Annotated in this window: 10 protein-coding genes; 2 read left to right on the top strand and 8 right to left on the bottom strand. The window is 68.7% G+C overall.

All coding sequences use genetic code 11. The annotated features are described in order from the left end of the window. Positions 1–159: 159 nt before the first annotated feature. Positions 160–972, bottom strand: coding sequence for a slipin family protein (locus ACZ3H8_RS21410; protein WP_467404118.1), 813 nt, complete (start codon positions 970–972; stop codon positions 160–162). 186 nt (positions 973–1,158) lie between these two features. On the opposite strand from ACZ3H8_RS21410, the gene ACZ3H8_RS21405 reads away from it, so the two are divergent. Beyond that, complete coding sequence (locus ACZ3H8_RS21405; RefSeq protein WP_398989742.1) at positions 1,159–2,013, top strand: alpha/beta fold hydrolase; 855 nt, start codon at positions 1,159–1,161, stop codon at positions 2,011–2,013. Positions 2,014–2,172: 159 nt separating this feature from the next. Here ACZ3H8_RS21405 and fxsT read toward each other — a convergent pair whose 3' ends face one another. The 5 genes from fxsT to fxsA form a co-directional block, all read right to left on the bottom strand. Beyond that, entirely contained in the window at positions 2,173–6,114 is a 3,942-nt protein-coding gene (gene fxsT, locus ACZ3H8_RS21400; protein WP_467404115.1) for an FxSxx-COOH system tetratricopeptide repeat protein, read from the bottom strand. Further along, complete coding sequence (locus ACZ3H8_RS21395; protein ID WP_398989336.1) at positions 6,098–7,438, bottom strand: TIR-like protein FxsC; 1,341 nt, start codon at positions 7,436–7,438, stop codon at positions 6,098–6,100. Before ACZ3H8_RS21395 ends, fxsT begins: the two co-directional genes overlap by 17 nt. A 112-nt stretch (positions 7,439–7,550) precedes the next feature. Then, positions 7,551–8,261: an AAC(3) family N-acetyltransferase gene (locus tag ACZ3H8_RS21390; protein WP_467404764.1), complete on the bottom strand. Its 711-nt coding sequence runs from the start codon at positions 8,259–8,261 to the stop codon at positions 7,551–7,553. Positions 8,262–8,319: 58 nt separating this feature from the next. Further along, the gene (fxsBH, locus tag ACZ3H8_RS21385; RefSeq protein WP_467404111.1) at positions 8,320–10,527 is read right to left on the bottom strand and encodes a radical SAM/SPASM protein FxsBH, inactivated beta-hydroxylase extension form; all 2,208 of its coding nucleotides are present in this window, start codon (positions 10,525–10,527) and stop codon (positions 8,320–8,322) included. A gap of 9 nt (positions 10,528–10,536) precedes the next feature. Then, positions 10,537–10,701: an FxSxx-COOH cyclophane-containing RiPP peptide gene (gene fxsA, locus ACZ3H8_RS21380; protein ID WP_389193415.1), complete on the bottom strand. Its 165-nt coding sequence runs from the start codon at positions 10,699–10,701 to the stop codon at positions 10,537–10,539. A 231-nt stretch (positions 10,702–10,932) separates the two neighbouring features. On the opposite strand from fxsA, the gene ACZ3H8_RS21375 reads away from it, so the two are divergent. Then, positions 10,933–11,835 carry a DUF4231 domain-containing protein gene (locus ACZ3H8_RS21375; protein WP_467404108.1) on the top strand — a complete coding sequence of 301 codons (903 nt, stop codon included), beginning with the start codon at positions 10,933–10,935 and terminating at the stop codon, positions 11,833–11,835. A gap of 7 nt (positions 11,836–11,842) precedes the next feature. Here the strand turns inward: ACZ3H8_RS21375 and ACZ3H8_RS21370 are convergent, their stop codons facing one another. Further along, positions 11,843–12,328 carry a hypothetical protein gene (locus ACZ3H8_RS21370; RefSeq protein WP_467404107.1) on the bottom strand — a complete coding sequence of 162 codons (486 nt, stop codon included), beginning with the start codon at positions 12,326–12,328 and terminating at the stop codon, positions 11,843–11,845. Positions 12,329–12,456: 128 nt separating this feature from the next. Then, positions 12,457–12,794, bottom strand: a 338-nt coding sequence (locus ACZ3H8_RS21365) for a S1 family peptidase (protein ID WP_467404105.1), incomplete at its 5' end; no start/stop codon positions are given.

The raw sequence follows: 12,794 nt of genomic DNA, 5'->3' as shown, positions 1-12,794 counted from the left end.
CCCACTATTCCGATACCGATCGGTAGCACACAAGGTCGACTTCAGGACGCGCACACGACAACGCGGGTGCGTTCACAGTGCCTTCACAGGAAGCGTCCCCACTGGTGGGTTTCGTTTGCGAACACCGCGTGCAACCAGACCATGGGCAGCGCGTAAGGACTAGTCCTGTCCTGTTTTCGTCTCCGCGGGACGGGGTTCCGCGGGCGGCAGCGGCTGCTGGGCCCGTTCCAGGAACCGCAGCAGCTCCACCGGGAAGGGCAGCACCAGCGTCGAGTTCTTCTCCGCCGCGACGGCTACCACGGTCTGGAGCAGCCGCAGCTGAAGCGCAGCGGGCTGCTCCGACATCACCCCGGCCGCCTCCGCCAGCTTCTTGGATGCCTGCAACTCCGCGTCCGCGTTGATGACCCGGGCCCGCCGCTCACGGTCCGCCTCCGCCTGCCGCGCCATCGACCGCTTCATCGTCTCGGGCAGCGAGACGTCCTTGATCTCCACCCGGTCGATCTGCACGCCCCAGCCGATCGCCGGACTGTCGATCATCAACTCCAGCCCCTGATTGAGCTTTTCGCGGTTCGACAGCAGATCGTCCAGATCGCTCTTGCCGATGATCGACCGCAACGACGTCTGTGCCATCTGCGAGACCGCGAACCGGTAGTCCTCCACCTGTACGACGGCATCGGCGGCGTCGACGACCTTGAAATAGATCACCGCGTCGACCCGCACCGTCACGTTGTCCCGCGTGATGCCGTCCTGCGCGGGCACCGGCATGGTCACGATCTGCATATTGACCTTACGCAGCCGGTCCACGAAGGGCACGATCAGAGTGAAACCCGGGCCGCGTACCGAGGACTTGAGCCTTCCGAGCCGGAAGACCACACCCCGCTCGTACTGCTTGACCACCCGGGCCGCCGCCATCACATAGACGACGCCCGCGGACGCTACGGCCACGCCGGCCGTCACCAGTGCCTCAACCATCACGGCCCCCTGGGGTGCGATGTGGACGCGCCTGCACGTACCTCTTCGACGGTAACCCCCAAATGACTACAAAGGCAGTCCCGGTCAGGGCCTTGATGGGTAATCATCGAATCGGTGGGGAATGCCAAGGCTCACATGCCTGCACGGGGCACTTACGGCGAAGGGGGCTCGGGAGTGCGACGTCGGATGCGCGTGGCGGACGGGCGGCATCTGATGGTGGAACGGCTGGGCGATCCGCGCGGCAGACCGGTGTTCCTGCTGCACGGCACCCCCGGCAGCAGGCTGGGCCCGGCGCCGCGCGGCATGGTGCTGTACCAGCGCGGCACACAGCTGATCGCGTACGACCGCCCCGGCTACGGCGGTTCGGACCGGCTGGCGGGACGCAGCGTCGCCGATGTCGCCCAGGACGTACGGGCGATCGCCGACGAGCTCGACCTGGAGCGGTTCGCCGTGGTGGGCCGCTCGGGCGGCGCACCGCACGCGCTGGCCTGCGCGGCCCTCATGCCGGAGCGGATCACCCGTACCGCCGCTCTGGTGACGCTCGCGCCCAGGGACGCCGACGGACTCGACTGGTTCGAGGGCATGGCCGCGTCCAATGTCCTGGAGTACACCAGCGCGTCGGACGACCCGGCAGGGCTGACCGAGCGGTTCATCCTGCGCTCCGCCGAGATCAGGAAGGACCCGGTCCGGCTGCTCGACGATCTGCGCAGGGAGCTGACCGAATCCGACCGGATGGTGGTGTCGGACGCGGGCGTCAGGTCCATGCTGCTTCGCAACTACCAGGAGGCGCTGCGTACTTCCGCGTACGGCTGGATCGACGACGCACTCGCCTTCTGCAGCCCCTGGGGCTTCGACCCCGCCGACATCAAGGGCCCGGTGATGCTCTGGCACGGCGAGAAGGACGTCTTCTCACCCGTGGGCCACTCCCGCTGGCTGGCGCAGCGCATCCCCGGCGCGACGGCCGTACTCGAACCGACCGCCGCGCACTTCGACGCGCTGCATGCGCTGCCGCGGATCCTGACGTGGCTGCTGGAGAGGTGACCGGGGGACCGGGGCCGTCCGGTAGCCGGTTCGTCCTCAATCGCCGGACGGGCTTGAATTTCAAGCCCGTCCGGCGATTGAGGACCCGGGTCTGGGGCGGAGCCCCAGAATTCAGCCCCGCCGGCGTTTGAGGCGCGGGCCCGGGGCGGAGCCCCAGGGTCAGACGGAAAGCGGCTCCAGATCGCGGTGCACCCTGCGCTCGTCCCGCGCGATCCTTGTCAGCGCATGCTCCTCACCCAGCAGTCGCTGCAACTCCACCACAGTCTCCGCCCGCACATGCGCCGCCTCGTCCTTGCGGCCGAGCAGGCCGAGTGTGACGGACATGTTGGAGACGATGCCGAGCACCTCGGGATGGTGCGAGCCCAGCACCTCGCGCAGTCGGCTCACGGTCCGCTGCTCGATTTCCAGCGCCTCCTCCAGACCGCCCAGATCCGCAAGCGCGTTGGCGAGGTTGATGGTGCTGTACAGGGCGTGCGGATGGTTCTCGCCCAGGACCTCCCGCATCGTCCTGGACGCCTTCACCAGCAGCTGTTCCGAGGCCTCCGGAGCGCCACAGCCCCACTGGAAGATGCCCAGGTTGTTGACGGCGGCGAGGGTGTACGGGTGCCGCTCCCCCGGCACCCTCATGTACTGGTCGACGACTTCCTGCGCCAGATCCCGCGCCGCGACCGGCTCCCCCGCCGCGAACAGGTCGGCCGCCAGATTCAGATCGCAGGCGAGCAGGTCCGGGTTGGCCGATGTGTACTTGGCGCGATAGCGGTTGCGGGTGGCAGTCGTCAGCCGCCGCGCGTCCTCGATCCGCCCGGCCCTGCGCAGCGAGACGGCGAGGCTCTTGGCCGCCGCCAGCGTGCCCGGGAAGGCGCGGCCGAGCTGCTCCTTGTAGAGGTCGTACGTCCGGCTGAGCAGCGCGACCGAGTCCTCATACCGTCCGACCTCCCGCAGGTCACGGGAGAGGTTCATGGCCGAGGAGAGGGTGTACGGATGCTCCGGGCCGAGTACTTCGGTGCGCCGGTCGAAGACCTCCTGGTCGATCTCGCGGGCTCGCGCGTACTGGCCGACCATGCGCAGATTCAGCGCCAGGTTGTTGGCTGCCGCGAGCGTACGCGGATGGGACTCGTGGAAGATCTGGCTGAATCCCTCGTGCGCCTCGGTCGCCAGCTCCATCGCCCTGCCGTACTGGCCGAGGGTGCCCAGGTCCATCGCGAGACCGCTGGTGGTCATGTACGTATGCGGATGGGAGGTACCCAGCACCGCCTGCTGACGCTCCAGGGTCACCTCGTCCAGCTCCTTGGCCTCCACATAACGGCCTTGCGAGCGAAGGATGTTGGAGAGGTGGAAGCGGAGATAGAGATACTGCAGATCGTCATTGCCCAGCATCTCGCGCCAGATCTCGCGCAGTTCGTCGGCGAGCGTGTACGCCGCGTTCAGGTCGCCGCGCTTCCACAGATAGCGCACCCGGTCGATCATCAGCCGGCGTGTCTCGGGCTCCTTGCAGAACCTGGCCTCGGAGGTGCCGAGGTGCGGCCAGATGCTGGCGAACCGCGGCCAGGTCTCGGGGTTGTCGATCGGCTCGTCGTCGTCGGGCCGCGCGCCCGCGAGGACCCGGTGGACGGCGTGCCGCGCGTCCTGCTGCTCCTGTTCGGTCAGCTGGGCCCGGATGACCGCCTGTACCAGTCGGTGCACCTGGATGCTGTTGGAGACCTGGTCGACCTTGGCCAGCGCGAACCGGCCGATCTCCCGGATGACCCGGCCGAGCACCAGCTTCTCCTGCAGCGAGGCGTCGTACGGCTTGAGCGCGTCGATCATCTCCTTGCTGTAGAGGAGGTTCGCGGAAATCGGCTCGGGGGCGAAGAAGGCGCAGAGCTGGAGGAGGCGCACCGCGGCGGGCGAGCGCTCCTTGAGCCGTTCGATGGAGACGTTCCAGGTCGCGGCGACCGGCTCGGGATAGCCGGGGGGCTGGTTGAGCGCGAGGACGCTTGCGGCCTGTTCCTTGAGCTGTTCCAGATACGCGGCGACGGGTGTGGCGGTCTCCGCGATCCAGGCCGCGGCCTGTTCGACGGCGAGCGGCAGGTCGCCGACGGCGGTGGCGACCTGGTCGGCGTCCTCGATGCTCAGCCCGCGGGCCCGCCGCTGGAGGTGCTCGATGGACTCCTCGCGCAGGAATACGTCGACGGGCAGCGCGTCCCCGTACTGCGACCAGGTCTGGTTCCTGGAGGTGACCAGGATGTGCCCGGGCCCCTGCGGCGGGAAGAACCGCTTGAGCTGCTCGGGGTCGTCGGCGTTGTCGAAGACCAGCAGCCAGCGGGAGGACGGCACTCCGCGCCGAAGCAGGTCGATGGCCTCCTGCGAGGCGGCCGCCATGTCCTCGCTGCCCTGGGCGCCGAGCCGGACGGCGAGTTCGGCGAGTCCGGCGACCACGTCGTCGGGCTGCTCGGAGGAGATCCACCACACCAGGTCGTAGTCGGCCATGAAGCGGTGGACGTACTCCAGGGCGACCTGGGTCTTGCCGACGCCGCCGAGTCCGTACAGGGTCTGCGGCTGGGGCAGCACCGCGGCCACCGCCATTCCGCCGCCGAGCTGGTCGCGCATCCGCTCCAGCACCACCGAGCGTCCGGTGAAACCGGGGTTGCGGGGCGGTGCGTTCCAGATCTTCGGCACGGTCCCGGGGAAGCGCGGCCCCGGCGAGGCGCTGTCGGAGAGTTGGACCGGGCGGTCCAGCGCGCGCAGCAGCGCGGTGGTGGCGTGCACCTCGTCGAGCCGGAAGAGGTCCACCGGGTTGCGGTCGATGTACGGGGTGGTGAGCCGGACGTCGCCGACCCGGATCGGCAGCAGATGGTGCCTGCCGCCGCCGGGGTCCTCGGCCGCGGCCCGCGACCAGAGCTCCACAGCCCGGGCGGACTTGAGATATGCGGTGGACAGCAGCACCACGGTCCGGGCGGCGTTCTCCGCGGCGAGTTCGTCCGGGTCGGCCGGGTCCCGTTCGACCGAGACGTCGCGCGGCACGACCCGGAAGCCGGCCCTGGTGAGCAAAGACTCCACCCAGTCGGCCCACATGCGGTTCTCGGCGACATAGCTGAGGAAGAGGTCGGCGGGCAGGGCGGGCCGGCGGCGGGTGAAGGCATCCCTGATCCGGAGCCTGACCTCTTCGCCGATGGCGGGCATCGAGGTGATCCGCTGGTTGGTGATGACGGCGGTGAGCCGTTCGAAGGCGGAGAGCAGGGAGTTGGTCAGGCCCGCCTCGTCGCCGAAGGTGGCGAGGGTCTCCTCGTAGGCGTAGTAGGGCCGGTACGGAATCTCCACCGCGCCCCAGTAGGCGGTGAGGTCCTCCCCGGCGAGGCCGGTGGGGAAGCGGTCGAACTTCAGCCGGGCCAGCGCGCGTCCGGCATCGGCCTTCTCCTTCTCGCCCTCGTCGATCCGCATCGGGACCGGGAAGATCCGGATACCCCGGCCGCCGTACCGCTCGTCAATCTGCCGGGCCACCGCGGCGGCGCCGTCGATGGACTGGTCGCTGAGGGTGAAGCAGTCGACGAGGATGTCGGGCAGATGGACGGTGCAGATGTCGGCGATGTCGCTCAGGCCGGTACGGCTGTCGATGAGGACGTAGTCGTAGTTGGCCTTCATGTCCTCGCGCAGCGCGTCGAAGAAATGGCCGCCGCCGAGCCGGTCGTAGAAGTTGTCCCAGTCGAAGGTGGAGACGGTCGCCGAATACTCGCGGTTCTGCTTGCCCGCGGAGACGAAGTCGAGTGTGCCGCCGTCGGGGAACTCCCAGCCGAGGCTCTCCGGGGTGAGGGAGACGGCGTGCGGCTGGATGCGCGCGTAGTCGAGATGCCAGTCGTCGCGGCGCGGCTCGGGGCTGGTCGCCGCCCAGGCGTACTCGGTGATCAGATCGATGACCCCGGTGGTGGCGCCGAGCGTGGAGGGGTCGAGGAAGGGGTGGAAGAAGCGGTGCAGGCCGGGCGCTTCCAGGTCCCAGTCGACCGCCAGGACCCGCTTGCCGTTCGCGGCGAGTATCCAGGCCGTGTTGGCCAGGGCCATCGTGCGGCCCGTACCTCCCTTGTACGAATAGAAGGTGACGATGCGTCCGTCACGACTGGCCGTCATCCGTGTCCTCCGCATCGGGGGCGATGTCACGCGTGTTCGGGACGTAGTGGGTGGTGCCGTACTCGGCCATCGGGCCGCGGAGCCTGGGCCGTTCGGAAGAGCGGGCTCCGGGAGGCGGCGGCGCCGCGGGCGGGAAGACCTCGGCGTGCCGCAGATACTCCTGGGCAGCCGACTCCACCACTTGGGGCAGGATCTGGCCGAACGCCTCCATGCTGAGCACGCCTCTGGCGGCGGCCCGGCACGCGGCCCGGCCCTGGCGCATCTGGTGGGGCATCGTGCGCTCCAGCTTCTGGACCAGCTCGGCCTCGGACACCCGGCTCTGCGGGTCGTCGCGGTTCCATGGGACGACGACGCTCACCCAGGGGCGCGGCTCCGCGTCGAAGGCGGCGAGCCGCTCGCGCCGGTCCTCGTCCTCCAGCGCCCAGCGATCGACGAGAAGTATCTCGGGCCGGGTGGGCGGCTGGCTCAGGTCGGGCGGCGACTCATGGTCGAACGAGGAGACCGTCGCCTGGTAGTTGAGCGAGCGCACCAGGTCCTGGGCCACGTACGCCAACGGCCGTGCCGAGTCCGGGTGGTACGGATTCCAGTCCTGGGACTGCTTGCCGTAGTAGTCGGGTGTGCGGCCTTCGGGCAGCTCGTGACTGGTGGGCGCAGCGACGGTCACATGCATCGGGCGGGGGCCGCCGGTGGGCTTGCCGAAGGCGCTGGGCGCCTGCCGGTAGTCGACGGGACTGCCCGAGCCGACGCGCGTAGTGTCGGCGACGCTGACAATGCGTTTGGCGAGTTCATAGACGGCGGCCTCGTACTCCTCGGCGAATATCCGGAGTTTGATCAGCCCATAGAGGCCGTCGGTGACGTAGCGGTCGCCGAAGGCCCGGTGGTTGAACTGCAACCGCTCGGCAGGCCCCGGCAGTTGCTCCGGCGGCATCGGCACCCACAGCGCGGGCACGATCGCCTCCGCGGGCCTGTTGCTCTTGGCCTGGTGGTAGATCGCCCGCTGGGCGAAGGCGTACCACTCCTTGCCGCACATCTCGCTGGCGAAGTACCGCGGCGAGAACAGCGGCACGAACACCCGGCAGGTGGCCAGTACTTCACCCAGGCGCTCCGACCAGCCCTCCCCCGAGCGGATCTCCCGGTCCATGAACCCGGCCGGCGCACCGGCCGGCAGATCGGTCATGGCCATCACATGGCCGCACAGATCGCGGAAGAGCCGCTCCACCCACATGTCCGGGTCAGGGCCCCCGGCCCCGTACCGCGGCGTGTGCGCGTAACTCAGAAAGAAGTACGGCCTATGGTCCGCCGCTCGCTGCGCTAAATCTGCCACACGACCCCCGTCCTGCGCGAACGCCCGCCCCGACACCCAGCATCGATGAGAGATGCGAGCGAATTAATCATTCCGGAGCCCGACACACTCCATCTCCCCGACGTTCAGTCAGTCAACACCGCTTTTCGGTCATCCAGCTCTCCGCATGGTCGACCGCGTCCTTGATCGAGAACAACCTTGCGGACCTTCCTCCCAGTTGTCCCTTCTGTTCCATGCCCCAAGTGAAGGCGGCGCCGATCGCGTCGAAATCGCTGTCGTCCAGATCGACGTCCTCGTACTCCGTCCATTTCTTACCCCCGCCGGGTCGCTGCACCACACAACGGTAGGTGCGCAGAGGCGATCCGGTGCGATATTCGGCGAGATGGAATGCGGTGCAGACGGCGAAATCCACATTGATCATCAACACCTGGGCCCGTGCCCGGTAGAGAGCTCCGAGCGGTGAGTCCTCGCCGAGATGGGAAGTCAGCGGATGCGGGGAGAGGAGTTCCGCGGCCCGCCGCCCCAGCGCTGTGAAAGAAGTCTGCGGATGGGCGCTGCGCACGGCCCCCTCGGCGGTGCGCACGGACTCGGCCAACCGGCCCATCCCCTGACTCGGGCTGGCCGCGGCTTCGAAGGCCGGCATTTCCGCCCGGAAGGCCGCCGCCTGCTCGGGTGTCATCCCGCGCACCCGGGCCAGGTACGAGTGGGACGTGTCGGAGTTCTCCATGGTGAACGCGGGCACCACCAGCGTGCCGTCCGCGCCCAGCACGTCCAGCAGCACGTCACGGACGGTGTCCGCGCGCAGCCCGGTGGCGCGCAGGGAGGCATGGACGAGCAGCGTCATGCCGTCCTGTACGCCCAGCCCGCGCAGCGTTTGGGCCAGCCCGCGTCCGAGCCCGCCCTCAGCCACGGCCGGCCTCTTTCCGGAGCTCGTCCAGCAGGCGCCGCCCGCTGACGGTCAGCTCCGCCGCGCGCTCCAGGGTTTCCAGGGCGCGCTCGACCTGGTCGGCACCGGCCGGTTCGAAGGCCGCGAGGCCCACTCGTTCGTACGCCCCGGCCAGCAGCTCGGACGCCGCAACGGGCTCGTCCTGCCAGGGCGCCGGGTGGCGCCACCAGCCGTCCTGTGCATAGAGATCCGTGACCTCGACCAGCGCGTGCAGCTTCGCCCGCCTGAATCCGCGCAGCAGCGCGGGCGCCAGCTCTTCGGGGCTGTCGGGCAGCGCGATTCCCAGCGCACCGTAGCCGTGCCGGCCCAGGGACGGCTCTCCCGAGACCAGCGGCGTCAGGGTGGTCAGACAGTCCGCGGCCTCCGTGGCCTGTTCGGGTGCGGCCTGCCGCAGCAGCTCCCAGGCCCCGGCCAGCCGCTCGCTCCAGTCGGCCACTTCGCCCGCGCCGAGCCGCTCCCGCACGGGGGCGCCGAAGCAGTTGCGGTACGGGTCGAGGTCGTCGAGCCGCAGTGCGGGCGCCCCGTCGCCGCCGAGCGTGCGCACGGGCCGCCAGCCGTCGCTCTCCTCGTCGGTGCGTACGTACACCGGCGCACGTCCGTCCACCCGCACCTGGAAGCCCTTCTCGGCCAGGCGCACCTCGGCCTCGCCCGGCTCCCCGGGACCGGTCAGCCGCAGTTCGCCGAGCGTGGGAAGCCAGAGCCTGCCGTCCCGGTACGGCATCCGGACGGGGAGGTCGAGCCCGCCTCGTACGACCGCCGCGGCGAGGTACGACGCCAGCCGGAGCGCGAGTGGGACCGCCTCCGGCAGCCCCGTCCGCAGCGCGGCCAGCGTGTCCTGCAGCCAGGTGCAGGTGTACGGATGGCCGTACACCGCGTCGAGCACATCGGCGTGCCCTTCCAGGGCGCCTGCCAGCTGCCAGACCTCGTCCCACTTCTCGCCGCCCCGCCCGTCGAGCTCCTGATGGAGTTCGGCGAGCAGTGTGCGGGTCAGGTCCTGGTGTTCGGCCATCAGCACGCCCGGGTCCGTGACCGCCGGCGACACCGTGGAGGCGGCCGTGCGCTGCTCGATGCCCCGGATCAGCGCCTCGAGGTCGGTGCAGTAGACGGAGGTGTTGTCGAAGCCGTTGCCGGAGCTGTAGCGGTGGGTGTAGAGCCCGCCGCCGCACGACCGTACGACCGGACACTGCCGGCACGTCTCGCTGACTCCCGCGAGGCCCAGCTGGCGCGCCCTGACGCCGGGATGGGCGGCGACGTCGTCGAAGGGGTGCGTGAAGACGTCGAATCCGGTGGCTGCCGCGCCTTCGTAGGCGCTTTTGAGCGAGTCGACCTGCTCCAGGGTGCCGTCGGTCTCGACGACGACGAGGTCGGTGGGGGCGAGGCCGAGGGATTCGGTGAGGCTGGGGCCGCCGCCGAGCGTGGAGAGCACGGAATCGAAGAGCCGTACCGGCACGTTTCTGCCCTGCGACTCCCAGCGGTCGAAGACGGCGAGGATCCAGTCGGCGTACGCGGTGGGTGATCCGTCGGGGCGGGCCGGCGGGTCGTCCCAGGTGGCGTGCGGGAGCAGGAAGTCGATGAGGGGAGGCTCCAGCTCGGTGAGCGCGTCATACACGGCGATCGGGTCGTTGGCCACGTCGATCGTGCAGAGAAGGCCGAGATAGAGGTGGCGGTAGCGCTCCTGCCGGAGCAGTTCGACGGCCCTGAGGACCAGCGGATGGCTGGTGCGTCCGTCTGCGAAGCGGCGATGACGGTCGTTCGCACTTCGGTCGCCGTCGAGGGAGATCCCGACCCGGACGTTGTACTCGCTGAAGAGGTCCAGGTAGCGCGCGGAGAGCTGTAAGCCGTTCGTATGGATCCGGAGGTCGAGCTCGGCTACTCCGTCGAGGGCTGCGGTCAGCTCCTCGCAGATACGTCGCAGTCGTGCGGGTCCCGCCAGAAGAGGCTCCCCTCCGTGCAGGATCACTGACACGGAGGGCAGGGCATGACTCTTGGCATGCTCGGCCAGTCGCAGAGCTGTCCAGGAAATCGCATCGTCAGAGATTGCCTTTGGGCGGGTACGCCAGCTCTGATCAGCGTGTTCATAGATATAGCAATGGTCACATGCAAGATCACATCTGCTGTGAACCTTCAATACGATCTCGCGGAATGGGACCAGGGGTCCAGTCATTCCGCCAGTCTAGAGCGCCGAGTTGAACGTGGAAGCACGCAGAGTGCGGCCGGCGGCGGCCGGAAGGACGCGGGCCAGCTTCCTGGCGGTATCGGTGCTACGCACATCGATCTGTGCCAGCGGAACGCGGTTCTTCTTCGCAGCCGCGAAGGACGCGGAGGTCTGAAACGTCATGGGGGCCGTCCTTGATGTTGTGTCCAGCACAGATACCACGCACCGTTGCGATGCCGGCGGCACGACTTTACTCTCATGGCCACTCGCAGCAACTCAGCACGTGGAGACGGAACAAAAGAGTTGCATCGCATTCTCGCAGGAGAGTACGGAACAAGCCATTCCGCCTAAAGAGTGAAGACAAAACTGCAGACAGGGGTGCGCATGACCGTGTTTCCCGGCCCACTGCAAAGCATGGTCTTCAGAAACACTGATCTGCCGGTTCTCTTCCACCACACGGACGCGATAGCCATCTCGCGCCAGCGCGAGGCCGTCGGCGCCACCCGCTACCAGCTGCTGCTACTGATCGCCGGCGCGGCCCTGGCGGCGCTGCCGTCGTCACTGAAGCTCGGCGACACCTTCCAACTCCCCGGCGCACTCAGCGTGTTGGCGTACGCCGGGGTGCTGATCCTCAGCTACCGCTCATCGAGGCGCAGAGCAAAGTCGCAATGGCAACTCAACCGCTCCGCAGCGGAGTTCATCAAGTCGATGTGCTGGCGCTACGCGGTCCATGGAGCACCCTTCGACTCCAACTCCACTGATGCGGACGAGCTGTTCACCGTGCGGATGGAGGAAGGGCTGCGGGAACTGACCAAGGTCGGCTGGCAGGACCCGCGCCCGAGCGTGCCGGAGGTGGCGGCCGGGGAGCTGATCACCACACCCATGCGGCGGCTGCGTGCCAAGGCCTTCAGCGTCCGCAAGGAGACGTATGTCAGGGACCGGCTGATCGAGCAGCGCAACTGGTACCACCGCCGCAAGGAGATATCCCGCCGCGCGACCGTCCTGTGGTCCGCCTCGATCGGGCTGCTCACCCTGCTCGCGCTGTTCTTCGCGCTGCTGCGTACCTTCTCGCTCGCCGAATCCGTCGAGATGGCAGGCCTGTTGTCCTCGGCGGCGGCCGCGTGTCTGGCGTGGAGCGAGATACGCCGCCATCAACCTCTCATCGCGGCCCACTCGCTGGTGGAGGAGGACCTCGCGGCGATGCATACGGCGATGGAGACCACCGTGAGCGATGTGGAGTGGCCGTCAGCGGTGTACGAGACCGAGCGCATCGTCTCGCCTCAGCACACCGACTGGCTGGTCAGACACCGGAGTTGATGGGCGATCAGATCCAGTGGCGCTCAAGGCCGTCGCGCCAGATGACCGTCACGGGCTTTCCGAGATCGCGTGCGTAGCGGACGATGTCGGCCGTGCCGCCGTAGCCGCGGGCGGGACGGCCGTCCCAGACCGCGAGAAGGCGGTCGCAGTTGTCGGCGATGTAGGCGCCTGCCGCGTAGTAGGCCTCGTCGGTGGAGTACGGGAAGGCGAGCTTGATCTCCCGGGTGGCGCGGCCCTTGAGGCGCTGGTAGCGGGCCAGCTCGTCGGGGGCCGTGAAGCCGTCCTCGTAGTCCCCGCTGGGGATGACCACGGTCAGTTCCGCGCCACAGGCCAGGGCGATGTCCGCGAAGAGCTGATCGGCTCCGGCCGCGAGGCTGGACAGTGCCTCCATCGAGCCGTCGTGGCCGCAGAGCACGGCATGCATTCCGGCGCGGATGTGGGCGTAGGCCTCGGGAGGGATTCCTCGGTGGCCGGTCACTCCAATGCGTTTCACTGACCGCAACTTCCCCGTCCCTCCATGCCCGACCGCTCTGACATCCTCTCAAAAGGGGACGCGACGTCGAGCCCCCGTCCTGTCATACGGACGAGGGCTCGACTGCTGCCGACCGTGAAGGTGGTGCGTCAGTAGACGCTGACTCCATAGGCGCTGAGCGCCTCGGTGACCGGCTGGAAGAACGTCGTGCCGCCGGAGGAGCAGTTGCCGCTGCCGCCGGAGGTCAGACCGATGGCCCTGCTGCCGGAGTAGAGCGGGCCGCCGCTGTCGCCGGGCTCGGCGCAGACGTTGGTGCGGATCATGCCGTAGACGATGTCGCCGCCACCGTAGTTGACCGTGGCGTTGAGGCCGGTGACGGAGCCGCTGTGGGTGCCCGTGGTGGAGCCGCGGCGGGTGACGGACATGCCGACCGTGGCGTTGGCCGCGCTGGTGATGTCCTGGCCGCCGACGGTGCCCGGGTGGGACA

Source organism: Streptomyces sp. NPDC002868, assembly GCF_055563295.1.
Note: the sequence above shows the minus strand (reverse complement) of the source record. Positions and strands in the feature narration are given on the sequence as shown.